The 25,889-nt window shown below is 70.7% G+C and carries 24 protein-coding genes; 18 read left to right on the top strand and 6 right to left on the bottom strand.

Going from position 1 to position 25,889, the window contains the following annotated elements:
- Positions 1–7 precede the first annotated feature (7 nt).
- Positions 8–1,216: a hypothetical protein gene (locus NDR87_RS19395; protein WP_251914452.1), complete on the bottom strand. Its 1,209-nt coding sequence runs from the start codon at positions 1,214–1,216 to the stop codon at positions 8–10.
- Between the two features lie 141 nt (positions 1,217–1,357).
- Here NDR87_RS19395 and NDR87_RS19390 point away from each other — a divergent pair, with 141 nt between their 5' ends.
- Positions 1,358–2,632: an FHA domain-containing protein gene (locus NDR87_RS19390; protein WP_251914583.1), complete on the top strand. Its 1,275-nt coding sequence runs from the start codon at positions 1,358–1,360 to the stop codon at positions 2,630–2,632.
- A 3-nt stretch (positions 2,633–2,635) separates the two neighbouring features.
- Here NDR87_RS19390 and NDR87_RS19385 read toward each other — a convergent pair whose 3' ends face one another.
- Entirely contained in the window at positions 2,636–4,087 is a 1,452-nt protein-coding gene (locus tag NDR87_RS19385; protein WP_251914453.1) for a metallopeptidase, read from the bottom strand.
- A 107-nt stretch (positions 4,088–4,194) separates the two neighbouring features.
- On the opposite strand from NDR87_RS19385, the gene NDR87_RS19380 reads away from it, so the two are divergent.
- From NDR87_RS19380 to NDR87_RS19345, 8 genes are all read left to right on the top strand, one after another.
- Positions 4,195–6,693: an FHA domain-containing protein gene (locus tag NDR87_RS19380; protein WP_251914454.1), complete on the top strand. Its 2,499-nt coding sequence runs from the start codon at positions 4,195–4,197 to the stop codon at positions 6,691–6,693.
- 58 nt (positions 6,694–6,751) lie between these two features.
- Positions 6,752–8,962, top strand: coding sequence for a hypothetical protein (locus NDR87_RS19375; RefSeq protein ID WP_251914589.1), 2,211 nt, complete (start codon positions 6,752–6,754; stop codon positions 8,960–8,962).
- Positions 8,963–9,135: 173 nt separating this feature from the next.
- A complete protein-coding gene (rplM, locus tag NDR87_RS19370; RefSeq protein ID WP_251914455.1) occupies positions 9,136–9,579 on the top strand; it encodes a 50S ribosomal protein L13 in 444 nt (147 codons plus the stop codon).
- The gene (gene rpsI / locus NDR87_RS19365; protein ID WP_251914456.1) at positions 9,576–10,085 is read left to right on the top strand and encodes a 30S ribosomal protein S9; all 510 of its coding nucleotides are present in this window, start codon (positions 9,576–9,578) and stop codon (positions 10,083–10,085) included. Before rplM ends, rpsI begins: the two co-directional genes overlap by 4 nt.
- A 165-nt stretch (positions 10,086–10,250) precedes the next feature.
- Positions 10,251–11,618 (top strand): phosphoglucosamine mutase, encoded by a 1,368-nt coding sequence (glmM, locus tag NDR87_RS19360; protein ID WP_251914457.1) that lies wholly within the window; start codon positions 10,251–10,253, stop codon positions 11,616–11,618.
- 133 nt (positions 11,619–11,751) lie between these two features.
- Positions 11,752–12,081, top strand: coding sequence for a hypothetical protein (locus NDR87_RS19355; RefSeq protein WP_251914458.1), 330 nt, complete (start codon positions 11,752–11,754; stop codon positions 12,079–12,081).
- A complete protein-coding gene (locus NDR87_RS19350) occupies positions 12,078–13,460 on the top strand; it encodes a hypothetical protein (protein WP_251914459.1) in 1,383 nt (460 codons plus the stop codon). Before NDR87_RS19355 ends, NDR87_RS19350 begins: the two co-directional genes overlap by 4 nt.
- Positions 13,447–14,508 (top strand): hypothetical protein, encoded by a 1,062-nt coding sequence (locus NDR87_RS19345; RefSeq protein WP_251914460.1) that lies wholly within the window; start codon positions 13,447–13,449, stop codon positions 14,506–14,508. Before NDR87_RS19350 ends, NDR87_RS19345 begins: the two co-directional genes overlap by 14 nt.
- A gap of 2 nt (positions 14,509–14,510) precedes the next feature.
- Here the strand turns inward: NDR87_RS19345 and NDR87_RS19340 are convergent, their stop codons facing one another.
- A complete protein-coding gene (locus NDR87_RS19340) occupies positions 14,511–16,163 on the bottom strand; it encodes an ABC-F family ATP-binding cassette domain-containing protein (RefSeq protein ID WP_251914461.1) in 1,653 nt (550 codons plus the stop codon).
- Positions 16,164–16,304: 141 nt separating this feature from the next.
- Between NDR87_RS19340 and NDR87_RS19335 the strand changes: the two genes are divergently transcribed.
- The 7 genes from NDR87_RS19335 (at position 16,305) to NDR87_RS19305 (ending at position 20,775) form a co-directional block, all read left to right on the top strand.
- Positions 16,305–16,496 (top strand): PspC domain-containing protein, encoded by a 192-nt coding sequence (locus NDR87_RS19335; RefSeq protein ID WP_251914462.1) that lies wholly within the window; start codon positions 16,305–16,307, stop codon positions 16,494–16,496.
- A gap of 121 nt (positions 16,497–16,617) precedes the next feature.
- Positions 16,618–16,926: a DUF6802 family protein gene (locus NDR87_RS19330; RefSeq protein ID WP_251914463.1), complete on the top strand. Its 309-nt coding sequence runs from the start codon at positions 16,618–16,620 to the stop codon at positions 16,924–16,926.
- A gap of 76 nt (positions 16,927–17,002) precedes the next feature.
- The gene (locus NDR87_RS19325) at positions 17,003–17,320 is read left to right on the top strand and encodes a hypothetical protein (protein ID WP_251914464.1); all 318 of its coding nucleotides are present in this window, start codon (positions 17,003–17,005) and stop codon (positions 17,318–17,320) included.
- Entirely contained in the window at positions 17,320–19,254 is a 1,935-nt protein-coding gene (locus tag NDR87_RS19320; protein ID WP_251914465.1) for a hypothetical protein, read from the top strand. Before NDR87_RS19325 ends, NDR87_RS19320 begins: the two co-directional genes overlap by 1 nt.
- A gap of 23 nt (positions 19,255–19,277) precedes the next feature.
- Positions 19,278–19,565, top strand: a complete 288-nt coding sequence (locus NDR87_RS19315) for a hypothetical protein (RefSeq protein ID WP_251914466.1) — start codon at positions 19,278–19,280, stop codon at positions 19,563–19,565.
- Between the two features lie 63 nt (positions 19,566–19,628).
- The gene (locus NDR87_RS19310) at positions 19,629–20,156 is read left to right on the top strand and encodes an OsmC family protein (protein WP_251914467.1); all 528 of its coding nucleotides are present in this window, start codon (positions 19,629–19,631) and stop codon (positions 20,154–20,156) included.
- Between the two features lie 22 nt (positions 20,157–20,178).
- Complete coding sequence (locus NDR87_RS19305) at positions 20,179–20,775, top strand: rhomboid family intramembrane serine protease (RefSeq protein WP_251914468.1); 597 nt, start codon at positions 20,179–20,181, stop codon at positions 20,773–20,775.
- A gap of 60 nt (positions 20,776–20,835) precedes the next feature.
- Here NDR87_RS19305 and NDR87_RS19300 read toward each other — a convergent pair whose 3' ends face one another.
- Positions 20,836–21,018: a hypothetical protein gene (locus NDR87_RS19300; protein WP_251914469.1), complete on the bottom strand. Its 183-nt coding sequence runs from the start codon at positions 21,016–21,018 to the stop codon at positions 20,836–20,838.
- Here NDR87_RS19300 and NDR87_RS19295 point away from each other — a divergent pair.
- Positions 20,990–21,445, top strand: a complete 456-nt coding sequence (locus NDR87_RS19295) for a DUF4232 domain-containing protein (RefSeq protein WP_286013784.1) — start codon at positions 20,990–20,992, stop codon at positions 21,443–21,445. The two genes, NDR87_RS19300 and NDR87_RS19295, sit on opposite strands and share 29 nt — an antisense overlap.
- A 4-nt stretch (positions 21,446–21,449) precedes the next feature.
- Here the strand turns inward: NDR87_RS19295 and NDR87_RS19290 are convergent, their stop codons facing one another.
- Positions 21,450–22,316 carry a dienelactone hydrolase family protein gene (locus NDR87_RS19290; RefSeq protein ID WP_251914471.1) on the bottom strand — a complete coding sequence of 289 codons (867 nt, stop codon included), beginning with the start codon at positions 22,314–22,316 and terminating at the stop codon, positions 21,450–21,452.
- Between the two features lie 141 nt (positions 22,317–22,457).
- On the opposite strand from NDR87_RS19290, the gene glmS reads away from it, so the two are divergent.
- Positions 22,458–24,323 carry a glutamine--fructose-6-phosphate transaminase (isomerizing) gene (gene glmS / locus NDR87_RS19285; RefSeq protein ID WP_251914472.1) on the top strand — a complete coding sequence of 622 codons (1,866 nt, stop codon included), beginning with the start codon at positions 22,458–22,460 and terminating at the stop codon, positions 24,321–24,323.
- A 268-nt stretch (positions 24,324–24,591) separates the two neighbouring features.
- Here the strand turns inward: glmS and NDR87_RS19280 are convergent, their stop codons facing one another.
- Positions 24,592–25,779 carry an MFS transporter gene (locus tag NDR87_RS19280; protein ID WP_251914473.1) on the bottom strand — a complete coding sequence of 396 codons (1,188 nt, stop codon included), beginning with the start codon at positions 25,777–25,779 and terminating at the stop codon, positions 24,592–24,594.
- Positions 25,780–25,889: the final 110 nt, after the last annotated feature.

The raw sequence follows: 25,889 nt of genomic DNA, 5'->3' as shown, positions 1-25,889 counted from the left end.
ATGCTACTCACAGACTGTTGGCCAGCAGTGCGTAGGCGGCGGCGGTCCGCTGGTCGGCGTCGGTGCGGTCGTTGCTGGTCACCACGGCGACGTAGCGCTTGTAGGGCACGAAGCAGCGGTACTTGGGTTCGCGCTGCAGGTCGCCGGTGCTATTGAGCTGCAGGCATTTCGCGCCGGGCACCTCGCCGGTCGCCGCGGTCGGATCGTACCGTGATCCGGCAGCCGCCATGAGCCCGCTGATCAGCCGTGGGCCCGCGGCCGTATCGCGCACGCGCAGTACGGAATTGGTGTCCCCGACCGACAGCGCGTCCAGGCCGGTGTCGTCGACCAGGCGCTGACGGGCCGTCTCGTCGGCGGCGATCTGCACGAAGGCCGGTGCGGCGTAGACGCCGAAGCGATTCGGATCGGGCGTGCGGCCGGAGCGGTCGCGCACCAGCGTGCGGGCCAGCAGACCCTCCGGATCGACCGGCAGTTCGTCGAGGCGGTCCCGCGGCGTCGGGGTGAACCGGTCCAGCGCGGGCACCTGCGCGTCGAGCGTCTTCTGCACCCAGGCCAGCAGGTCCTGCTCCTCGGCGCGGGGGCGCTCGATGAACAGCGAGATCACGAATTCCCGGTAGGCCATGAAGGTTCCGATATTCGCCACGCCCGGCCGGTAGTGGACGAAGGCGTCGGGATACTTCGGCAGCACCAGTTTGCGGTTCAGATCCGGCGCCACGTCGAAGTCGACCTGCTCGAGTTCACGGGCGGCCGTCCGCGCGGTGTCGGCGTCAGGGAATCGCATCACCACATCGGTGACGGTGGTGGCACCCGGCCCGGGCCGGTCGGCGTCCGGTGCGGTCGGCTGATCGGCCCCGGCGGCGACGTAGGCGACGATCATCTCGTGGCGATCCAGCACGGGTTTGGACACCCCGGCGAGGAAGTGGCTGGTGGCGTCGAGGCTGTCCGGAATGACGCGGCCCTGTTCGCCGACCGACAGCGAGGGATCGATGCGCACCGACGGCACCACCGCCGCCGACATCCGCATGCCCTCCAGCAGCGCGCCCTTGTCCTCCGCGCGCTGGTCGTAGCGGTGTCGGTCGACCGGGTACGGGCCGACATCCAAACGGCGGACGTCGATTTCGCCCGCCACCGGGGCACCCGCCATACCGCATCCGGTGACCAGTCCGGCCGCGGCCAGCCATCCGACGACCGACCGTATGTGCCTGCGACGGTTCATGAACCAGCCCCCGTGCCTCGCGGTGCCCTCGTCCCAAATTACCGGACCGGCGACCGGCCGGGGACCGGCGAACGGCGATTGCCTTAACCTTGTCCGTGTGGTGAGGACCGCACAGCCGTACCCGGGGAGCCGATTGCCGTGATGGATCGGCAGGTCGAGATCGTCGCGGGCAATCATGTCGCGGTGCGGGTGGCGGGTGCGCTCGTGCTAGTCGCCCATCGCGAACCCGGCCGGGTCCACACGGATTCACCCGCCATGCGGGCGGCCGAGGCGCTGGCCCAGCTGGTGGTGCAGGCCCGCGAGCAGGTCGCGGACGGGCCGGGGCGGCTGGTGGCGCGCGAGGCGACGCGCTGGCTCATACGCGATGCGGAGCAGATCTCGCCGCGGCCGATCGAATTGGGCATTCTCTCCCCGGCCGATCACGGCGGGCTGGCGATCTTCCTGCACGGCGGCGTGACCGCGCTGCTGTCGGGTGCGCGCGGGGTCGAGCACTACCGCGGCGTGGACGCCGCCTTCACCGTCGATCGCGTGGCCGAACCGCCGGAGCGGGCGGCCGCGCTGTTCATCGATGACGACCCCGGCCGGATTCCCGACCTGCCCGAGCGCGGCATCGGCTCGCTCGTCGAGGGCGTGGCTCCCGCGGCCGGTGCGATCGTCTGGTTCGAGGGCGAGCGGACGCGGGCCCGAAACGGCCTGCGGCACAGCGGCGGAGCGCATCGGCGCGCCGAGTCGGCCGAATCGCCGGAATCGGCCATCGAAATGCCGACCGACGCGCCTCGATCGCAACCCCGGCCCCGCGGGCCGGTGGCGCATACGCGCCCGGAAGCCCAACCGCGGCAGGCTGTTTCGTCCGTGCCGGAGCAGCCGGATACCGCGGCGGCCGCGCCGGATCCCGAACTCGAACGCCGCCTCGAGGCGACCGCGCGGGCCACCTCGCTGTCGGTGAAGGTGCTCGGATTCACATGCGCGCGAGCCCATCCCAGCGATCCGCGCTCCGCCTTCTGCACGGTCTGCGGCATGCCGGTGGATCAGACCCAGCAGCCCGCCGAGGTGATCCGCCCGCCGTTGGGTGTGCTGCTGCTCGACGACGGAATGAGCTTCCTGCTCGCCGCCGACGCGGTGCTCGGCCGCGATCCGGACAACTCCGAACCGGCCCGCCGTGGCCTGGTGCCGCTGCGCGTCGAGGACGCCTCCGGCGGCATGTCCCGCGCGCACGCCGAGATCCACCTGGTGAACTGGGACGTCATGTTGGTCGACCGCGGGTCCACCAACGGCACCCGGGCCCGGCCGCCCGGCTATCGGGACTGGATTCGGTTGCCGCCCAACCAGCCCCTGGCCCTGGTACACGGCGCGGAGATCATGCTCGGCAACCGGGTGCTGCGGTTCGAGCCCGCCGCCCCGCCGCCGTTCGGCTGACGCTCAGGAGTAGCGGGAGACGCAGGTCTGCTGGGTGCCCAGCACGCCCGCGCGAAAGGCGTCGACCCGGGAGAAGCCGCTGGGCACCGTCTTTCCCTCGACATCGCTGGCGGCCAGACCGTCGGTGAGCAGGCCGGAGACGGCCTTGTCGAGATCCCCGGCGGTCAGCCGGAGATCGCCCGGCTTGGGGCTGTTCTCGGGTTCGGCGAGTTCGGCCGAGATCACTCCCGACAGGCAGGCCGCGCGCAGTCCCGCCTTGGCGCCGGTCAGGCGCTGACCCGCATTGCCCTGTACCGCGAGGGTGTATCGGGAGACGAACACCACATAGGCGTCGTAGTCCCCGGTCACCCGGGTCGGGAAGTTGTCCCGCTCGTCGTCGTGCGCGGCGCCGCGTTCGGCGAGCGCCGGGACGTCGGTGCCGATGGTGTTGGTGGCCGGGCAGTAGGTGACCGGGACGGTGTCGGCGCCGTTGCGGCACTTCAGATTCGCGCCGTGAAAATCGTAGGTCGGCTCGTGCGGCACCGGCATGATGGCCGCCATCTGGCGGCTGAGCTTGATCAGATTCTCCTTGGTGATGTCGACCTGATCGTGGCCGCCGGTGTCGGTCCGCATGCCCTCGGGCAGATTCTTGCGGCGGCGGTTGATGTCCTTCATATCGATCGACTTGCACGCCTTGGGACCGTCGGTGAAGCCGATCTGCACCGCGGTGACCCGTTCGAACGCCGAACCGTGCACCGCCTCGGGATCACCGGGATTGGAGTCGCGGATCGCGACCGTCGCCGCCAGCACATTGTTGAGGCCATCGGAGGTATTGATGGTGAAATGTCGCGACTTGCCCTCGGCCACATGGCGAATGAACGCCCCGGCGAAGCAGTCGGCCTGCTGCTCCTTGACGATCACCTCATCCTTGGCCGAGACGATGCGCGACATGGTCTGGATCGCGTGGCCGTACTCGTGGGCCAGCACCATCACCACGGCCATCTTGCCGAAGCTTTCCTGCATCATCGGCAGCAGCACGCCGCGATCCCAGCCGATCGTGTTGTCCAGGCGGCAGTATGCGGCGTTCACCAGATGGTAGGTGGTCTCCTTGCAGAACTGCGTCTCCTGGGTGCGCGGTGCCTTGGCCGTCCAGGAGAACAGCTTGGTGACCGGAACGAATTCGCCCTCGAACTCCCTGTGATACTCCCCGCGCCAATAGGTTTGGATGTCGTCGATGGCGTTGAGCGCCAGCTTGTCGATCTCGCCGTTGTCGCCGCCGATGGCGGTCAGCGTCGAATCGGGCACGCCGGGGCGCGGTCCGCTCGGTCCGCCGGTGGTGGGCAGACCGGCCACCTTGAACGGATCGTCGTAGATCGAGACCGCGCGACCGCTGACGGTCATGGTGCAGCCAGCGAGCATCGTGACCGCCAGGGCCAGTACCGCGAGCACCGCTAACCTCCGGCGTCTCGCCAACATCGACTCCCTCCCCGGGCGGTCACGTATCGGTTTCGGACTTCCGACAGGATAATTGCGGGCATCTCCGACCCCCACCCGTGTCGGGTCTATCGAATATAGTCCGCCACATGTCATCACCGACGGCGCAGAAGATCACCGTGCGCCACGAGGGAACCGATCGCGTCTTCGATGTCACGCAGCACGTCACGATGGGCCGCGCGCCGGAGGTGACCCTGTTCGTGGACAGCCCGCTGGTGTCGCGCGTGCACGCCACGCTCGCCTGGCAGGGTACTGCCTGGGTGCTCACCGACAACGGAAGCACCAACGGCGTGTTCGTGGAGGCGCGACGGCTGACTCGGCCGGTGCCGATCGATCGGCCCACCCTGATCCGGCTGGGCGATGCGGTCTCCGGTCCGCTGCTGCATCTGCTGCCCGACGGCGTTCGGCCGAATTCGCCCGCGCCGCACCGGCCCGCGCCGCCGAACCGCATGCCCGGCCAGCCGCAGCCGCATCCGCACACCCCGGCGAACGCTCGGCCGCAGACCCCGCCGCCCGGCCGCGGTGCGCCGCAGCGGCCCACGCCGCAACCGATGCCGAACTTCAATATGACCGCCAAGGCCGACAGTTCGGCGCTGCCGCCGATGCGCGCCCGCGCCTCGACCGCCCCGATCGCGCGCGCCGACCGGATTCCGGCCGGGGGCCTGACCATCGGCCGCACCAGCGACAACCAGATCGTCGTCAACGACCCGCTGGCCTCACGTCGGCACGCCCGGCTGGTGAAGAGCGCCGAGGGTTTGGTCATCGAGGATGTCGGCTCGGCCAACGGCACCTTCGTCAACGGCCGCCGCGAACAGCGGACCGCACTGCGCGAGCGCGACATCGTCACCATCGGCAACGTCGACTTCGTGGTGGCCGACGGTGCTCTGGTGCACCGCAAGAAGCCGGTCGCCGAGCAGGGTCTGCACGTGCACGGCGTCGGATTCGCGGTGGAGGGCAACAAGCAGCTGCTCGTCGATGTGAACCTGGCCGCCGGGCGCGGCACGCTCACCGCGCTCATCGGCCCGTCCGGTGCGGGCAAGTCGACGCTGTCCAAACTCATTGCGGGAACGACCCATCCGTCCGCGGGTGTGGTCACCTTCGAGGGCCGCAACCTGCACGCCGAATACGAGGCCATGCGCAGCCGAATCGGCATGGTCCCGCAGGACGATGTGCTGCACCGCCAGCTCACCGTGCGCCAGGCGCTGGGTTTCGCCGCCGAACTGCGGCTGCCGCCGGACTCCACCAAGGCCGATCGGCAGCGGGTGATCGACGGTGTGCTGAAGGAACTTTCGCTCACCGAACACGCCGACACGCGGGTCGACCGGCTCTCGGGCGGCCAGCGCAAACGCGCGTCGGTGGCGCTGGAACTGCTCACCGGCCCGGCGCTGCTGCTGCTCGACGAGCCCACCTCGGGTCTGGATCCGGCGCTGGACCGGCAGGTCATGACGATGCTGCGCGAACTGGCCGACGCCGGGCGCACGGTCATCGTGGTCACCCACTCGGTGGCCTGCCTGGACATGTGCGATCAGGTGTTGCTGCTGGCCCCGGGCGGCAAGACCGCGTTCTGCGGCCATCCGGCCGCCGTCGGACACTTCCTCGGCACCAGCGACTGGGCCGAGATTTTTGCGCGGGTGGCGGCCGATCCGGATCGCGCCTTCGCCAACTACCGCTCCCGCCAGGCCGCCGCGGTGCCGCCGCCGCCACCGGCCGCCCCGCGCGGGGTGGCCGGACAGCCGCCGAAATCCAGTGGTTGGAAACAGTTCTCGACGCTGTCGCGGCGGCAGGTGCGGCTGATCCTCGCCGATCGCGGATATCTGGCGTTCCTGGTGGTGCTGCCGTTCGTCCTCGGGGTGCTGTCGCTGGTGGTGCCGGGTAAGAACGGTTTCGCGCCCGGTCCGCTGGTGCCGCTGCCGGATGGATCGATGGTGCCCAGCGGGGGCGGGGAGACCCAGCAGCTGCTGGTGGTGCTCATCCTCGGGGCGTGTTTCATGGGCTCGACGCTGACCGTGCGCGATCTGGTGGGGGAGCGGCCGATCTTCCATCGCGAGCGGGCGGTGGGACTGCTGCCGTCGGCGTATCTCATGGCCAAGGTCATGGTGTTCGGCATGGCGGCGCTGTTGCAGTCGGCGGTGCTGGTGGCGATCGTGCTGGCCGGGAAGAATCCGCCGGGTGACGGCACGCTGCTGCCCTCGGGCAGTGTCGAGCTCTACCTCGATCTGGCCTTCACCGCGGTGACGTGCGTGGTCATCGGCCTGCTGCTGTCGACCATCGCCAAATCCAACGAGCAGGTGATGCCGCTGCTGGTGGTCATGATCATGTGCCAGCTGGTGATGGCGGGCGGCATGATCCCGGTGACCGACCGGGTCGTGCTCGAGCAGCTGTCCTATCTGTTCCCCTCGCGCTGGGGATTCGCCGCGGGGGCGTCGACGGTGGATCTGCGCGATCTGTTCGTCAATGCGCAACCCGATGCGCTGTGGCAGCACGAGCCCGTCTTCTGGCTGCTGGACATCGCGATGCTGCTGGTGCTGACCGCGATCCTGTCCGCGCTCACCTGGTGGCGACTGCGGCTGAAGCGGTCGGCCACATGACCGGGTGGCCGGCTGCCCCGTCGCGCGTGTCGTGCGAATGGCAGGCACACTAGTGCGTGTGACGGCTCGAGTTGGGGCAGTGCATCTCGGCTGGGATGTGGTGTCCGTGGCCGCCGGCGGCGGTGGGACACCGATTCGCCCGGTCCAGGTGGAAGGCACTTACACACCGCCGGCGTATCTGCTGGCCGATGCGTCGGGTCGGCTGCACACCTCCGGGGCGGAGCGGGGGCGGCCCGATCTGGGCATCGCCATCGCCGATGTGCGCGATGTGCTGGGCCATCACCAGATCCGGATCGCGGGCGCGACCTGGCCGGTGGAACTGGTGTTCCGGGCCCGGCTCTACAACCCGCTGGCCGCGGTCGGCAAGCATCTGCGCGGCAAGCCGGACGTGGTGGCATTGCCGTATCCCGACGATTGGCCGGACGAGAAGGTCGACGAATACTGCCGGGTCGTCGAGCTGCTGGACGTGATCACCGAACCGTTGCCGGAATCGGTGGCGCTGTCGGGTTATGTGCGCGCGCTGGGCCTGGTGCAGCCCGCCGACGGCGGACGGCGACCGGTCGGCGCGACCGGGGTGTATTCCGACGGCCGGATGTGTCTGGTCGTCGCGGTGCACGGCGATGACGAGCAGCCGACCGAATCGGTCGGCGTGCCGATCGCACCCGATGCCATGCGCGAGGCGCAGTCGGCCGACAATGTGGTGATCGAGGTGATGGCCGCGGCCCGCTCGATCGGCGCCGACACCTCGACCGTGCTGCTCACCGGCAACATCTGCTTCAACGACGCGTTACGGCTGGCCTTCCAGAACCACCTGGGCCACCGGCTGCGCGTCGCGGACCATCCGATGCACGCCCTGGTGCTGGGCGCGGCCCACCTGCTCGTCACCGACAGCGAGTATCCCGACGATCAATATCCGCCCGGACCGCCGCCCGGTCACGGTGGCCCGCCGCCGCCCGCCCCGCGCGGACCCCAGGGCCCGCCCGGGCCCGGCGGCTCGCATCCGGGCTCGCCCTACGGCACGACGGGACCGCATGTCCAGCCCGGTCCGGGCCGCGGGGGTCCGAGTGTGCCCGGTCCGCCCGGGGCCGCGGGCCCCACGGGCAGCCTGGGACAGGGAGGCCAGGGTCCGCTGAGTAATCCCGGGCCGGGAATCGCCAGGCCGCCCGCCGACCCGGGACCGCCGGGTGCCGCGAGCAATCCGAATGCGAGCCGCGGCGGCTCGGGCGGATCGGGCAATGCCGACTCGCCGGGCGTTTCAGGGTCGCGTCAGGGCGCGCCGGAGAATCCGGGGCATGGGGTTTCCGGAGTCGAACAAGGCATTTCGGGGGCGGAGTCCGCGGCGGGGCGGACCGTGGGGACGAGCGTGAGCGGGGGCGGGCGGCATGCCCTGCCGACGCCGGGCACGCCGACCCCGGCCGCGCGGGGTACCGCGAATCCGGGCATGGCCGCGCCCGCGCGCGAATCCGGGCGGCACAGCTGGCGGCCGCCGGAATCGGCCTCGGTCGAGGCGGCCCCGCAGCTCACCGGCACGGTCGATCAGGGTCCGCGGCACATCGCCGCGCACGCGCAGCCGCTGCAGCGCCAGCCCGAGCCGTTGGCGCGGCAGCCGGAACTGGTGCCGCGGCACGTGGATCCGCCGCCGAGCGAGGGCCGCCACGCCGCCCGGGATTCGGGCGAGCGCGGCGGCCGGTTCACCCGCCCGCCCGCCGACGAGGTGACCACCGTCCTGGGCCGCCGGCCCGAATCGACGGCGACGCGCTCGACCGACCCCTGGACGCCCCCGGCCGCGCCGGAGCGCGACGACGAGGAGGGCGATCAACGCCGGGGCAAGCTCTGGGGCAAGGTCAAGGACAATCTGTTCGGCACCCCGACGATCGTGGGCGCGGTCGCGCTCGCCGCGGTCGCCATCCAGTCCGGCGGTGAGCCGGAACGGCTCGCCCGGCCCGCCGACGCCGTGGCCTCGGTGGACGCCCCCGTGAACGTCGACAGCGCCGCACCGCCCGCGGACGGTGCGGCCAGCTTCGATGTCCGCTCGGCCGCCGTGCTCGGCGAGCGCTCCGATTTCGGCGCGTGGCCCGCGGTGGAACGGGCCTCCCGGGTGCGCCCGACCGTTCCGGAATGCGCCCTTACCCAGCACGCCCGCCCCGATTCCGGCCCGCGGTCCATCGGCGACGCACCCGGCTGTGCCCGGCTGGGCATCGATAATCTGCGCTACCTCGTGCCCACCCTGCCCGGCATCGACGACGTGGGCCCGCCCATGCACGCCTGAGGCCGCCACCCGATTTCGGCGACCCTCGGTCCCGCTGGTATCGTGGGCCGCTGGCGTGCGGTACGTCGCGGGTTTCCCGTGTCGTCGCACGAGCCCCGGGTCTCAACCGGCCGCCGGGATCGCTCGACCGTCCACGCCTGGCCGGCAGCCGAACGACAGACAAGGGATGCACTGTGCCTACGTACAGCCCCAAGGCCGGTGACGTGACCCGCAAGTGGTACGTCATCGACGCCACTGACGTAGTGCTCGGACGCCTTGCCGTGCAAGCAGCCAACCTGCTGCGTGGCAAGAACAAGCCGACCTACGCCCCGAACGTCGATGGTGGCGACTTCGTCATCATCATCAACGCCGACAAGGTTGCCGTCTCCGGCAACAAGCGGCAGAACAAGCTTCTCTACACCCACTCCGGGCACCCGGGCGGCCTGAAGTCCCGGTCTGTCGGGCAGCTGCTCGAGACCCGGCCGGAGCGCCTGGTGGAGCGTGCCGTCAAGGGCATGATCCCGAAGAACAAGCTGGGCAACCAGATCGCGGGCAAGCTGAAGGTCTACGCGGGCCCGACGCATCCGCACGCCGCACAGCAGCCCGTTCCGTTCGAGATCAAGCAGGTGGCCCAGTGACCGCTCCCGAGGAATTCAACGAGGACTTCGTCGCCGAGCCCACCGCGGAGGTCGTCGACGAGGAATACACCTACGAGGCCGAGGGCGAGGCCGACTTCACCCCGGCCCCGGTCGTGATCGACCGTCCGGTCCAGACCGTCGGCCGCCGCAAGGAGGCCGTGGTCCGCGTCCGCCTGGTTCCGGGCACCGGCCAGTTCACCCTGAACGGCCGCAGCCTGGAGAACTACTTCCCGAACAAGGTGCACCAGCAGCTGGTCAAGTCCCCGCTGGTCACCGTCGAGCGCACCGAGACCTTCGACGTGCACGCCCGCCTGGTCGGCGGCGGCCCGTCCGGTCAGGCCGGCGCCCTGCGCCTGGCGATCGCCCGCGCGCTGATCGAGGTCACCCCGGAGGATCGTCCCGCCCTGAAGCGGGCCGGCTTCCTGACCCGTGACCCGCGCGCCACCGAGCGCAAGAAGTACGGCCTCAAGAAGGCCCGCAAGGCTCCGCAGTACTCGAAGCGCTGATCTTGCGACGTACGGCCCGCCCTTTCCGGCACCGCGCCGGTGCCGGAAAGGGTACGGTCTTTTCGTCACCTGTACGAGAGCAGGCGCCCGCGCCGAACCATTCGGAATCGTCGGGCGCCTGCTCTCGTGCTGTATCGACCTGTATTGCTATGCGAGGGCGAGGGAATGGGACGTTTGTTCGGAACCGACGGGGTCCGGGGGCTTGCCAACGAATCGCTGAGTCCTGAACTGGCACTGCATGTTTCGGCGGCGGCGGCGCAGGTGCTCAGCCGGGGCAAGAGACGCGCGGTGGCGGTGGTGGGTCGCGACCCGCGAGCCAGCGGGGAGATGCTCGAGGCCGCGGTGACCGCGGGCCTGACCGCCGCCGGGGTGGACGTGCTGTCGGTCGGTGTCCTACCCACGCCCGCCGTCGCCTATCTGACCGCCGCCTACGACGCGTGCCTGGGCGTGATGATCTCCGCCTCGCACAATCCCATGCCCGACAACGGGATCAAGATCTTCGCCGCGGGCGGGCACAAGCTCGACGACGCGATCGAGGACCGCATCGAGGAACTGGTGCGCGAGCGCGGCTTCAGCCGTCCGACCGGCGCGGGGATCGGGCGGGTGCTGAGCCTGTCCGGTGTGGACGGTCATGTCGACGCGCACTACAGCCTGGCCGGGACCCACGAGCGCTACGTCGAACATCTGGTGGAGGCGACCGGGTGCGATCTGAGCGGGCTGACCGTCGTCGTCGACTGCGCACACGGCGCGGCCTCGGACGTCGGGCCCGCGGCCTATCGCGAGGCGGGCGCCCGCGTGATCGCCATCAATGCCGAGCCGAACGGGCTGAACATCAACGAGCGGTGCGGATCCACGCATCTGGACCAGGTGCAGCACGCGGTGCGCGAACACGGCGCCGATCTGGGCCTGGCCCACGACGGCGACGCCGACCGCTGCCTGGCCGTGGACGCCACCGGCGCGGTGGTGGACGGCGACGCGATCATGGCGATCCTCGCGCTGGCGATGCACGAGGCCGGTGAGCTGGTCCAGGACACCCTGGTGGCCACCGTGATGAGCAATCTCGGCCTGCACATCGCCCTGCGCGAGGCGGGAATCACCGTGCGCACCACGGCCGTCGGCGACCGCTACGTCCTCGAGGAACTGCGCCGCGGCGGCTTCAGCCTGGGCGGCGAACAATCCGGGCACGTGGTCTTCCCGCGCCACGGCACCACCGGCGACGGGGTGCTCACCGGGCTCAAGCTCATGGCCCGCATGGCCCAGACCGGCCGCAGCCTGGGCGATTTGGCGAGCGTGCTGCGGACCGTGCCACAGGTGCTGGTCAACGTCCCGGTGACCGATAAATCCGCCGTGGCCGCCGCGCCGGAGATCCGCGATGCCGTGGCCGAGGCCGAGCGTGTGCTCGGCGAGACCGGCCGGGTCCTGCTCCGCCCCAGTGGCACCGAACAATTGGTGCGGGTCATGGTCGAGGCCACCGATCCGGATCGCGCCCGCGCCCTGGCCGACGATCTGGCCAAGCGGGTCGCCTCCCTGTAACCCCCGTAGCGGAATTTCGCTGGTCGTAGGTAACACTGTGGTGCATCGGGGCGCGCCCCGGCGTACCGCGAAGTATGGTGGACGCTGAATCATGATGCGACAGCGAAAGCTTGGGTTTCCGTGAGGGGGAACAGTGAACACGCTGAAGCTCGATCCGGTGGCGATGGCCGCCTACACCGCCATCGCGGACACCGTCTCGGAGCAATTGGCCGCGGCGGCCGCGGTCGCGGCCGGAGCGGTGAATCCCGGGCAGCTCTCGGCCGATCTCGGGCTGGTCGGCTCGGAATTCGCGGCCCGGTTCACCGCGGCGGTTTCCGAACACGCCCAGGCGCTCTCGACGGCGAGCCGGTTGGTCGCCACCTACGGGCAGGTGCTGCGCGATCACAACGTCGCTTCGCAGGGTATCGATTCCGGTTCGGCCGCGGCGGTCACCCGCGCGGGCGAGGGTGAGGTGAGCGTATGAGGCGCGCAACGGCCCTGAAAGGCCGCCCCGCGGAAGAGGCTTCGGCCCCGATCGATCCGAATGTCGATCCGCCGATCGTCGCCACCCTGGTCCGCCCGCTGCTGCACCTGCGGGCCTCGCTCGGTACCGGCCGGGCCGCCCCGAACGACACCATCGCCGCGGCGCTGTCCAATTCCTCGGCGCGGGCCGCCGATACCGAGGCCCCGCACCGGCAGGGCGTGCACGCGCTGGAGTCCACCTGGACCGGCACCGGCGCCGACGCCGCGGTGCCCGCGCTGCGCACCACCCAGACCCAGATCGGCGACATCTCCGATCGCGGCCCGGCCTATCTGTCGGTGCTGTCGGAGGCGCATGCGACCAGCTCGCGCGCCGCGCGGCAGGTCGATCGGATCATCGCCGACTTCCGCAGTGACGCCCGCGCGATCCTGGGCAACGCCACCGCCGCACCCGATACCGATGCCGTGATCGCCCGTGCGACGCAGGCGCTGCGCGAGGCCATTTCGACCGTGCAGACCGCTCGGTCGGAGATGGACGGGCATACCCAGCGCCTGTCGGATATGGGCCCGCTGACCGTCACCCGGCCCACCGGATTGTCCGACGACGACTGGTCCTCGACGCCGACCGACTATTCCGACTATTCCGGCGACACCTACTCCTCCGACGCGCCGCTGTCCGGCGTCGCCCCCACGGATCGGCCGATGGATCCGGCCCAGGCCGCCCAGCTGCAGCTGCAGCGCCAGCTGATCCAGGCCGGTGTGCAGGTCGGCACGGCAGCGATCAATGCCGGTGTGGATATCGGCACCCACCTGATCGACAAGATCGCCGAGGTCGGCATGCATGCGATGGACACCGTCGCGGCATCGGTCGACAAGGTGGTGGAAACCGCTGTGCCCGAGCTCATCCGCCCGGGTTCGACCAGCACCGGGGACGGCACCGCGGGATCGAAGATCTTCGACTTCGGCGGCGGGACCACGACCCAGCCATCCGGGCCGTCGACCCCGTCCGCGCCCGGCGTGGTGATTCCGCCCGCGCCCAATTCGATCATCCCGCCCGCCCCGAACGCCGCACCCGGTCCGCCCGGAGGGCCGAAACCCACGCTCCCGGAATCCGCTCCGGCCGCGCCCCCGCCCGTGGCCGCCAATCCGCCTGCCCCCGCGCCGAATCCGGCCCCGCCCGCGCCGGTCGGCCCGCCGAAGCCCCCGGAGCCCGGGCAGCCCGGTGTCACCGGCGGCCTGGCCATGCCACCGGCGCAGCCACCGAACACCGACCAGGAGCACAAGCCCCGCGACGGCCAGCTCGGTGTGACCGTGCCCGCGATGGCCGTCGAGGACACGGTTCCGGCCGCCGTCATCGGCGACTTCGGCGATGACACGATCTGATTCGGACGATCCGCGCCAGGGGCAGGGCAATCCGTTCGACCTGGGGCTGCCGATGCTGCGCACCCCCACCCGCAAGGCCAAGCGCCGCCGTTCCGGGCGGCGCGCACCGCGGCGACGGGCCGAGCCGAGCGGCGTTGTGCCCGAACCGCTTCCGGTCGACGACGATTCGGCCTATGAGCAGGACGACTGGGAGCGGTGGCTGGACCCGAATCCGGGGCCACGCTACGCCGCGCTGCCGGGGGCCGGGGGTGTCGGACCGAATGCGGCGCTGGGCCGGGAGGCCGGGCCGTCGGACGATGCGGATGCCGGACTGTCGAGTGCGGCGGGGGACGGGTCGACCCGTGCCGCGCGGCCGCGCACCCGCGCCATCCCCGACGATCTGGTCGACAAGTCCGCGTTGGTGCCGACCCTCATCGATCGATCCGGCGGCAATCCCGGTCCGCGATTACGGCATCCGCGTCGCCCGCGCGAGGACAACCGCCGCCGCGACAAGCTGGTGGCCGCGCTGATCATGATCGGCCTGGGCGTCGTGGTGGTGGCGGTGGTGCTGACCGTCATCCACACCGGCAAGCGCGCGACCCCCGCCACCGCGACCGTATCCGCACCCGGGCGCGCGTCGACCACCCTGACCACGCCCGCGCCGACCACCGCAACCGCCCCGGCCGGTGCGGTGGCGGCCGATGGCTGCGAGCAGCGGCGCAGCGCCGATGTGGTTTCCGGCACCGATCCGGGCGGCACCGGCAACGGTCCCGATACCATCCTGGCCTTCGAACGCGCCTACTATGTGCAGCGCTCCGGCTTCGCCGCCCGCGCGGTCGTCGCCGACGACGCGAAGGTGCCCACGGCCGAGCAGATTCAGCGCGGTATCAACCAGGTCCCGGTCGGCACCCGCTACTGCGTGCAGATCACCCGTTCCGCCGAGGAGGGGCAGTGGGCGGTGCGGCTCACCCAGCAGAAGCCGAACGAGCCGCCGCACACCTTCACCCAGATCATCACCACCCGCACGGTCGCCAACCGCACGCTGATCACGGCCATCACCGAGGGCTGACCCTACCCTTCCTCGAACAACCGCCCCCGCTCGACGCGCCAGCGGCGGGTGGCGCGCACCGTGTCCAGCATGCGCCGATCGTGGGTGACCAGCAGCAGTGTGCCGGAGAAGGATTCGACGGCCTGCTCGAGCTGCTCGATGGCCGGGAGGTCCAGATGGTTGGTGGGTTCGTCGAGGACGAGCAGATTGACCCCGCGGGCCTGCAGCAGCGCCAGTGCCGCCCGGGTTCGCTCCCCGGGGGACAGCGTGTCGTTGGCGCGCAGCACCTGCGGCCCGCGCAGGCCGAATTTGGCGAGCAGGGTGCGCACCTCGGCCTCGGGCCAGTCCGGAACCTGTGCGCCGAAGGTATCCGCGAGCGAGGCGGCCCCGCGAAACAGCCCGCGCGCCTGATCCACCTCGCCCACCGCCACCCCGGAGCCGAGGGTCGCGGTCCCGCCGTCCGGTTCGATCCGGCCCAGCAGCAGCGCCAGCAGCGTGGATTTTCCCGAGCCGTTCGCCCCGGTCACCACGATCCGATCGCCCCAATCCACCTGCGCCGTCACCGGTCCCAGAGTGAAGTCGCCGCGGCGGACGGTCGCACCGGCGAGGCTGGCGACCACCGTGCCGCTGCGCGGGGCGGCCGCGATGGTCATCCGCAGCTCCCACTCCTTGCGCGGCTCCTCCACCTCGTCGAGCCGCTCGATGCGCCGCTGGGTCTGGCGCACCTTCGACGCCTGCTTCTCGGTGGACTCCGCCCGCGTCTTGCGACCGGCCTTGTCGGAGTCCAGCTTTCGCGGATCGCGGGCCTTGCGCCGCGCCGTGCGCACGCCGTGTTCGAGCCAGTTGCGCTGCATGGTCATGCGGTTCTCGAGCGCGGCCCTGGTGTCGGCGTACTCCTCGTAGGCCTCGCGGGCGTGCCGCCGCGCGATCTCCCGCTCCACCAGGTAGGACTCGTAGCCGCCGTCGTAGATGCCGACGCGCTGCTGGGCCAGATCGAGTTCGACGATCCGATTCACCGTGCGCGCCAGGAACTCCCGGTCGTGGCTGATGATCATCAGCGGCGCCCGCACCCCGGCGACGAACCGTTCGAGCCGGGCCAGCCCGTCCAGATCCAGATCGTTGGTGGGCTCGTCGAGCAGCAGAATGTCGAAGCGCGACAACAGCACCGACGCCAGACCGGCGCGCGCGGCCTGACCGCCGGACAGGCCGGTCATCGGGGTGTCCAGACCGTTCGGCAGGCTCGCGATCAGGCCCAGTTCGGCGGCCACCTCCTGGGCCCGCTGCTCCAGATCCGCCCCGCCCAGCGCCAGCCAGCGCTCCAGCGCGGGAGAGTACTCGTCGTCGCCGCCCTCGGCGAGGCGCTCGGCCGCGGCGTCCATGACCCGCTGCGCCGCGGCCACTCCCGTGCGCCGCACCAGGAACCGCGCGACCGTCTCGCCCGCGATCCGCTCGGGTTCCTGCGTCAGATGGCCGACGGTCGCATCGGGCGGGCTGAGGGCGATCTCCCCGGTCGGCGGATTCTGCTCGGCCAGCATGCGCAGCAGCGTCGACTTGCCCGCGCCGTTCACCCCGACCAGCCCGATCACATCGCCGGGCGCGAGCACGAGATCGAGGTCGGCGAACAGGGTGCGCTCGCCGTGCCCGGCAGACAGCCCGCGTGCGTGCAGAGTGGTCACCCCGACAGTGTGCCGGTTTCGGGGTGGCACCCTGAGTTCGGGCCGTGGGAAATCAGGGTGATGATCGGTCCCGTGCCCGATGCGGCCGAGGGTGATCGTCGCGCACAGTGGAGCGGTAGGGATCAACAGAAGGAGAAACCGATGACCGTCCCCACCCGCCGCTTCACCCGCTCGCAGCAGAACAAGTGGATCGCGGGCGTCTGCGGTGGCATCGCCCAGTACTTCGGCTGGAACGCTAATGTGGTGCGGCTACTGTTCGTGCTGTCGTGCCTGCTGCCCGGCCCGCAGTTCATCGTCTATCTGGTGCTGTGGCTGGTCATGCCCAAGTACTGAATGTGATGTAGCTCGCAGCCGAGCCGGTTGTCCACAGCTGCGGGGAACACGGGTGTGCGCGCCCCCGCGAAGATGGAAGGATGGAGCGACATCCCGACGCGCGTCTTTCGAGGAGCCGCACATGATCTCATCAGGCGACCTGCCGGGCCTCGACCTTCCGGATGTCGACGCCCACTCCGATCTGGGCCACCTCGGCTCCGTGGAATTGGACAACCCGACCCAGGACATCACCGGCGACGGCATCGCGGACAGCGTGACCGTGCACGGCGCCCATGCCCTGGAGGTGTGGACCGATATGGACCGCGACGGCACGGCCGACCACGTCTCGATCGTCGAGGAGGACGGCGACTACGCGTCCTGGGAGTTCCGCCACAATCCCGACGGCACCACCGAGTGGGTGCGCACGGATCAGGGACGGATCGGCGAGTAGTCCCGCAGTGGAACCGGGTCCGGTTCCGCCGCGTCCAATAGAGACGGGACCGGGCATGAGGGAGGGGAGTGCGTAGATGGCCGACACCGAGGCGTCCGCGGATGTGCTCGTCGATCGGCAGGCGCTGGTCACCGTGGCCGGTGCGCTGAAGACGTCAGCCGCCACGATCGGCGCCCACGCGAAACAGGTGCAGCCCGGGGCCTTCGCCGCCGCCCAGGCCGGACGGGGGTACGCGGAGCAGGGCAGCGGGATTCATGGCGGGCTGGTCCGCCTCGAGTCCTGGCTGCTGCAGTGGCGTGAGGCGTCCGAGGCGCTGGCCGACGCCCTGGGCAGCAGCGTCGTGGTCCTCGGCGAGACCGATGCCGAGGCGGCCCGGAAGACCGCGAGCGCGTAATGGGCGCCGACACGGATCTCGCGAGATCGGGTGACGTCGACCGGATTCTGGATCACGGGACGCCCGGCCTGCGCTATTTCGAGCTGTATCTGCCGCTGCTGCAGGAGGCGATGCCGGGCGACGGGCCCGGCTATCTCGAGCTGTGCGCCCGCTACGACATGCAGCGGGGCATGAACCTCACCGCGCTGGGCACCGTGGCCGATGCGCTGCGACGGGCGCTCGCGACGGCCGACGCCGAGTGGGAGCTGCAGAACGCGCAGGCCCGGACGCTGCCGTCGATCTGGCACGGCGCGGCCGCGGCGGCCGCCACCGATCTGATGCGTGGACTGCTCGTGCGCGTGAACGAGGACCGGGTGGCCTCCCGAACTGCCCTGGCCGCCTTGGACGCCGCGCTACCCGCGCTGAAACTGATCATCGCCGGGAAGGCGAATGCCGTGCGGGCCATCTGGGATCGGACCGCGGGCACGATCGACGGTAAGCATGCCGGACAGGTCCACGACATCGTCCGGGCCGCCGCGACCTATGCCGCCGACGGTGGGGCAGCGCGGCCCTCCGACGGCGATCACCGGATCGACCGGGTCGCGGCGCTGTTCCCCGGGGTCGCCCGCGACGCCCTGCCGAAGAGCTGTTTCGACTGGGTACACGGACCGTTCCGGACCGATGTGACCGAGAAGGTCGGCGTCTTCGAGCGAGCCTGCGCCAGTTGCCATTTCGGGGTCGAGGGCCTGTACAAGGTGATCATCGATGCCCTCGCCCAGGTCAGCGACGAGCCGTATCCGAAGGCGGGGACGCGGGGGGATTCCAGCCGTCGCACCGGTCACGCCCCGCCGGCCAGGGCTGGGGAACAATCCGATTCGCTGTTCGAGAACACGGGTCCGCAGGCCGGGTCGGCATTGTCGGGCCTGGTTCAGCAGAGCGTCGCGGGGATGATCCAGCAGGGCGTTCCGGACGTGGGTGCTGCGGTGCGGCAGGGAGTCCTGGGCGGGGGCGAGGCGGTGCGGCAGGGTGTTGCTGGCGTGGCCGAGGTGATGCAGCAGGGGGTCCAGGGCGCGGGTCAGGCGGTGCAGCAGGCCATCGCTGGTGTGGCCGGGGCGATTCAGCAGGGCGTTGCTGGTGGTGGTGGTGTGGGGGAGATGATTCAGCAGGGCGTTATGGACGCGGGCGCTGCGGTTCAGCAGGGTGCTGCGGGTGCGGCCGAGGTGATTCGGCAGAGCGCTGGCGGTGCGGGCGAGCTGGTACAGCAAGGTGTTTCGGATATGGGCGAGGCGAGCCGGCCGGGTGGCGTGGGTTCCGCCGAGGTGATTCAGCCGGGTGCCGAGGGGCCGACATCGGCCGGGGCGGGCGCGGAGCGGCAGGGAGTCGACGGGACGCCGCCCAGCGCGGACCGGGCGGGGCTCGGCAATTCCATTGGGACGCTCCGGCACCATCTCGACGCCGCGGCGCAGGCGATCCAGCAGGGGGTCGGCGATGCCGCGGAGCGGATCGCGCACCTGGTGCAGCCGGGCGACGGTCTGCGGGCCGAATTCGAGGCCGGGAGAGGACGTTTGGCGGTCGAGACCGAAGCCGACGGCGGGGTGCGGTTGGCGGTGTCGGAGGACGGCGGGGAGACGCGGGCCTACAGTCTGCGGCTCGGCGAGTACGCCATACCGGTCGTCGCCGAGGAGCAGACACCGGCCGAGCCCGCGGCCGAATCGAGCGGTGAGGCGCACTCCGATCCGCCGCAGCCGGGCGTAGCGCCCGTCGAGGCGCCCGAACCGCAGGCCGATACCGACACACCCCCGGCTCCGGCGGAGCCGCCTCGGAATATCGAAGGCGCCCCGGCGAATACGCCCGACAAGCTCGAGCTCACGCCGCAACACGAGCCCGAACGCGGCAACGAGCCCGATCCACCCCCCGACATCGGCGCCCGGCTGGCGGAGGCGGGTCCCCTGTGAGCGACGGAAGGCGATAGCGACGCATGGACTACGCCGCCGAGATCGAGCGCATTCTGGCGGAGGGCCGCCGCCGCAACGCCCTGCTGCTGGACGAGATCGACGAGGTGAACCGGCAGACCGCCGAGCAGTGCCGCCGCCTCACCGCGCAGTGGGAGGCCGAGGCCGCCGAACAGGCCCGCACCGACCAGGCGGCCCGCGATCGGATCGAGGACCTCGCCCGAATGGCCGCCGCCCGCGCGGCCGAGCGCCCCGCCACCTGGGCCGACGACGAGGACGACGAGTACTACCGCCGGAAGAGCTGGCTGGTCTGAGGCTTTCGATCACCGCGACCGCAACCCTCCTCGCCGCGCCGCCCCGCTCCTACCGTCAGCGAGATGACGACAGAAGTGGGCACCCCGCTCAACGACATCACCGCGGCGACGGCGCGGGCGGTCGCACAGGATCCGGCCGCGGCCGCGGTCGTATTCCGCGCATCCGGCCGACCGGAGGGGACGGTCGCAACCCTGGTCACCGCCGGTCACCACACCGTGCGGGTGGACGAGCCGCCGAATCTGGGCGGGGCGGACACCGCCGCGAATCCGGTCGAGGTGTACCTCGCCGCGTTGATCGCCTGCCACACCGTGACCTATCGGTTCTGGGCGCAGCGGCTCGGCATCGTCGTCGCGGATTTGGCGATCGAGGCCGAGGGGGATCTGGACGTGCGCGGCTTCTTCGGACTCGACGACGCGGTGCGGCCGGGCTTGCAGGCCGTGCGGGTGACCGTGCGGATCGACGGGCCGGAACCGGCCGAACGGTATGCCGAGCTGCATCGCGCGGTCGAAAGCCACTGCCCGGTCTTGGATCTCACCGCCGCGCCGACACCTGTCGAATCCCGCCTGATCACCGGGGCCGCCGCGGGATGATCCTGCCGGTACCCTGCCCTGGGTGAACGTTGCCCCGCCCCGCTCGGCGCTCGTCGAGTGGTTGCTCCGACCCCCGCGACCGATCACTACCACAACGGTTTTCCTGATCACGGCCGCGACCGGCATCGCGCAACTGATCCATCCGGCGCTGTTCGACCGATTCTGTCGCGCCCCGGACCGGGTGGCCGCCGGGGAATGGTGGCGGCTCGGCACGGCGATGTTCTTCCAGGACGGCTGGACCGCGGGCCTGCTGTTCAATCTGGTGATCCTGCTGGTATTCGGCGCGATCGCCGAGCGCGTCCTCGGCCGCTGGCGCTGGGTGCTGCTGTATTTCGGCTGCGGGCTGTTCGGTCAGGTGGTGAGCTACCTGTGGCTGCGTTCCACCGGCGCGGGCAATTCGATGTGCGTCGCCGGGCTGGTCGGTGCGCTCACGATCGCCGCGCTGCGCGCCCCGGACCGGTTCGGTCCCCGCCGCCCGGCTCGGCCGATCCTCTACGCGGTCCCGGCCCTGGCCGTGTTCGGCGCGATCTTCCACGACAATCACGGTCTACCGGTCTTACTCGGTATGGCCGTGGGATATCCGCTGCTGCCACGGGATCGGCCCGAGCCCCGGACATGAGGGCCTGGTGGCGGGCCGCGCCGCGATGAATACTCGGGGCACGCCCATGCGGAGGTAGGTTCACGTCATGCCCAGCAGCGCGAGGTATTCGGCGGTGGGTTTTGCCGCGATCGCGGTCCTGGCGGCCGCATGCACCGGGAACGAGAGCCCCCCGAACGGCGCGACATCGGCCACCGTGGAGGTCTCGCCCGCCGCGCCCAGGTCGGCGGCATCGATGCCGTCCGCCGTCGATCTCCCCGTCAATCCCTGTGCGACCGGCCAGCTTTCGGTGGTCCAGCAGGATCAGGGCGTGGGTGCGGGCCAGTACCACGCCACCCTCGTCTTCACCAACACCTCCGCCACGGCCTGCACCCTCACGGGCTATCCCGGGGTCTCCTACGTCACCGCATCCGGCGAGCAATCCGGTAACGCCGCCACGCGCGCCCCCGGCCAGATCGTCACCGTCACCCTCGACCCAGGTACCAAGGCCGCCGCACGCCTGCACGACACCAACGGCATGGGCGGCTTCGAGCCGCAGCAGTGTCAACTCAGCCCAGCCACGGGGCTGCGCGTCTATCCGCCGGATCAGAAGGACGCCTTGTTCATTCCGTGGCAAACCGAGCACTGCGCGGGCCCGGACATCCACTCGTTCACCATCGGCCCGATCCAGCCGGGCACCGCGCCCCGCTGAGCGGTTACTTCCGCAGCATCTGAACCACGTGCAGCAGTTGCCGTTTCGACGGCGCGTGCGGTTCGGGTTCGTGGGGGGCGTCCGGATCGACTGGTTCGGTGTGCGGGATCACGGCCTCGGGATCGGCGAAGGGCTTGTAGGTCTTGTCGCCGAGGAGCTGGTAGAGCAGGTAGCCGACCAGCAGGCCGCGGGTGGTGCGGTCGGTCCTGGGCTCGTGCTTGCCCGCGCCGAGGGCGGCCAGCGCGCGGCGGCCCTCGACAATGCCGTTGTGCGAGGCCTTGTCGACCGTGCGCAGCACCGCGGGACCACCCCAGGCGGAGGCCAGCGGGAGGGCATTCGAGCCGACCGAGTCGATGTCCTGCGCCCCGGCCACGATGAGCGCGGGGGTCTCGAGGCCGGGGGCGAGCGATTCCGCGGCGGGTGCGGTGGGCGCGGGGAACAGCGCGGCGACCGCGGCGACCTCGCGGCGGGTGGCCGCGATGACGGCCGCGCCCGCGCCCATGCCGTGGCCGGCCAGGGCCAGGCGGTCGGGGTGGACGCTGATCTTGCCCTCGCCCAGGCGGACGCCGGTGCAGATGTCCAGGGTGGTGAGCAGATCGGTCGCCAGATTCAGATGTGACGGAATCGGCCCGCGCTCGGTGTCGGGGGCGGCCGCGACGAAACCCCAGGAGGCGAGGTGTTCCAGCAGCCTGCGGTAGTTGCCGACGCCGGTCAGCCAGCCGTGCCCGAAGGCCACCGCGGGTAGGTTCAGGCCCTGCTCCGGGGTGAACACCACCCCCGGCTGTCCGGCAATGCCCAGGTTGCCGCGCATGACCCGGTGCGGTCCCGGGCTGGACAGGGAGCTCAGGAGCGATTTCACAGACGCCGACACGAACTTGAACTTAACCGATGGCACCGGCGCTTGGCCCGCCCGCTGGCCCGCGGATTCGCGCCACCGGCACGGGCACACCGGTGAACCGGCAAAAGCTTGTCCGATTCGCATGTCCTACGCCTCCCAGTAGGCTGGGGACCCATGTGCGGAATCGTTGGGTACGTCGGTTACCGGGACGCGCTGGGCGTTGTCGTGGACGCGCTGCGCCGCATGGAATACCGCGGCTACGACTCCGCGGGCGTGGCCATCCTCGACGGCGCGGGCTCGATCGCGGTGGAGCGCAAGGCCGGGCGGCTGGCCAATCTGGAGGCCGAACTCGCCGAAACCGGTCTGGCCGCCTTCGCCGGGAGCACCGGTATGGGTCACACCCGCTGGGCCACGCACGGCGCGCCGACCGATCGCAACGCGCATCCGCATCGCGATGCCAGCGGCACGGTGGCGGTGGTGCACAACGGCATCATCGAGAATTTCGCCCCGCTGCGGCGCGAACTCGAGGACGCCGGCGTCGAATTGCGCAGCGACACCGATACCGAGGTGGCGGTGCACCTGGTCGCGCGCGCCTATGCCGCGGGGCCGACCGCGGGCGATTTCGTCGCCAGCGCCCTGGCCGTGCTGCGTCGGCTCGAGGGGGCGTTCACGCTGGTCTTTACGCACGCCGAACATCCGGACATGATCATCGCGGCGCGTCGTTCGACGCCGCTGGTGGTCGGCGTCGGTCAGGGCGAGATGTTCATCGCCTCGGATGTGACGGCGTTCATCGAGCACACCCGCGAGGCCGTGGAGCTGGGGCAGGACCAGGCCGTGGTGATCACCGCCGACGGCTATACGGTCACCGACTTCGACGGCGATTCCGGCGTCACGACCCGGCCGTTCACCATCGACTGGGATCTGGCGGCCGCCGAGAAGGGCGGTCACGACTACTTCATGCTCAAGGAGATCGAGGAGCAACCGGCCGGAGTGGCCGACACGCTGATCGGGCATTTCGCCAATGGCCGGATCGTGCTGGACGAGCAGCGGCTGGCGGATCAGGAGCTGCGCGAATTCGACAAGGTCTTCGTGGTCGCCTGTGGCAGTTCCTATCACGCGGGCCTGCTGGCGAAGTATGCGATCGAGCACTGGACGCGGCTGCCCGTGGAGGTGGAGCTGGCCAGCGAATTCCGGTATCGCGACCCGGTTCTGGACCGGTCGACGCTGGTGGTGGCGATCTCGCAGTCCGGCGAGACCGCCGACACCCTCGAGGCGGTGCGCCACGCCAAGGAGCAGAAGGCGCGCGTGCTGGCCATCTGCAACACCAACGGCGCGCAGATTCCGCGGGAATCCGACGCGGTGCTCTACACCCGCACCGGCCCGGAGATCGGCGTCGCCTCCACCAAGGCGTTCCTCGCCCAGATTACCGCGAATTACCTGGTGGGCCTCGCCCTCGCGCAGGCGCGCGGCACCAAGTATCCGGACGAGGTGGCGCGCGAATACGCCGAGCTGGAGGCGATGCCCAAGCTGGTGGAGCGGGTGCTCGACGCCGCGCCGCGGGTGCGGGAGATCGCGCGGCAGTTCGCCCAGCAGTCCACGGTGCTGTTCCTGGGCCGCCACGTCGGTTACCCGGTCGCGCTGGAGGGCGCGCTCAAGCTCAAGGAACTGGCCTACATGCACGCCGAGGGCTTCGCCGCGGGCGAGCTCAAGCACGGCCCGATCGCCCTGATCGAAGAGGGCCTCCCGGTGATCGTGGTGATGCCCTCCCCGAAGGGCCGCGCGGTCCTGCACTCCAAGCTGCTCAGTAACATTCGCGAAATCCAGGCCCGCGGCGCCCGCACGATCGTCATCGCGGAGGAGGGCGACGACACGGTCCGCCCCTTCGCCGACCACCTCATCGAAATCCCCGCCGCCCCCACCCTGTACCAGCCCCTCCTGTCCACGGTCCCGCTACAGATCTTCGCCGCCGAGGTAGCCCAGTCCCGCGGCTACGACATAGACAAGCCCCGCAACCTCGCCAAGTCCGTCACCGTCGAGTAACCCGACCCCCGCCGCGCCTCGCACCATTTACGGGCGGCCGGAGCGGGTGCACAGTGCGAGAAGGGTTGCGGCTGCCTGGCCATCGGCCTGTCGCACCCTTTCCCGCGCTTCGCACCGTTTGCGGGCGGCCGTAGCGGGTGCGAAGTGCCAAAGAGAGTGCGGCTGCGCGGGCCACCCCGCCCGCGTCGCACCCTTTCCCGCGCTTCGCACCGTTTGCGGGCGGCTGTAGTGGGTGCGAAGTGCGAGAAGGGGTGCGGCGGTGGTGGGCTCAGCTGCCCGCGGCCACGAGGTCTTCGGTGGGTGCGGCGGCTCGGTCGCGGCGCTCCAGCGCGCCGGACAGGACGGCCAGGCCGACGGCGCTGCCGGACAGTGCGACGCCCACCCAGTTGGACGCGGTGTAGTCGAAGCCCGCGTCGATGACCAGGCCGCCGAGCCAGGCCGCCAGCGCGTTGCCCAGGTTGAACGCGCCGATATTGAGGGCCGAGGCCAGGGTGGGGGCGCTGGCGGCGTAGTCCAGGACGCGCTTCTGCAGCGGCGGGACGGTGGCGAAACCCGTTGCACCGATGAGCACCACGGTGATCGCGGCCGCGAACCTGTTGTGCGCGGTGACGGTGAACAGCGCCAGCACCACCGCGAGCGAGGTCAGCGTGAGGTAGAGCATGGGCATCAGATGCCGGTCGGCGTAGCGGCCGCCGATCAGATTGCCGACCAGGAAACCGCCGCCGAACAGCGCCATGATCCAGGTGACCGAGCTGTCCGCGAACCCGGCGACCTCGGTCATCATCGGCGCCAGATAGGTCAGCGCCGCGAAGACCCCGCCGAAGCCCAGCACCGTCATCGCCATCGCGAGCAGGACCTGCGGATTGCGCAACACGGCCAGCTCGTGCCGCAGCCGGGCGCCGGGCTGGGCGGGCTGATGCGGAACCAGCGCGGACACCCCGGCGAATGCGGCCACGCCGACCCCCGCCACCAGCGCGAACGCCAGCCGCCAGCCGAAATGCTGGCCCAGCAGCGTACTCAGCGGCACCCCGGCCACCGCCGACAGCGTCAGACCGGTGAACATCATCGCGATCGCGCCCGCGCGCCGATCGGCGGCGACCAGGCTTCCGGCGACGATCGATCCGATCCCGAAGAACGCCCCATGCGCCAGCGACGCCACGATGCGACCGGTCAGCATCACACCGAAGTTCCCAGCGATCGCCGAGAGCAGATTGCCCCCGATGAGCAGCGACAGGCTCAGCAGCAACATGCGCTTGCGGGAGACCCGCGTGCCCAGTCCGGCCATCACCGGCGCACCGGCGAGTACGCCGAGGGCATATCCGCTGACCAGCCAGCCCGCGGTGGGGATCGAGACGCCGAAGCCGTCCGCGATTCCGGGTAGCAGGCCGACCACGATGAATTCGGTCGTGCCGATGGCGAACGCCCCAACCGTGAGGGCGAGCAGTGCGAGCGGCATGGATGAAGCCTCCACATAGCATTGCGTACGAGTATTACGAGCGCCAACAATAATTGCATGCGCTCTATAGTTGCAAGCGCGCGCTATTTCGTAAGCTAGGTATTCTGGAG

It is taken from the genome of Nocardia sp. CDC159 (assembly GCF_023740735.1).
GTDB classification, from domain to species: Bacteria; Actinomycetota; Actinomycetes; order Mycobacteriales; family Mycobacteriaceae; genus Nocardia; species Nocardia pulmonis.
The sequence above is the reverse complement of the archived record's forward strand: the minus strand, read 5'-3'. Positions and strand labels throughout refer to the sequence as shown.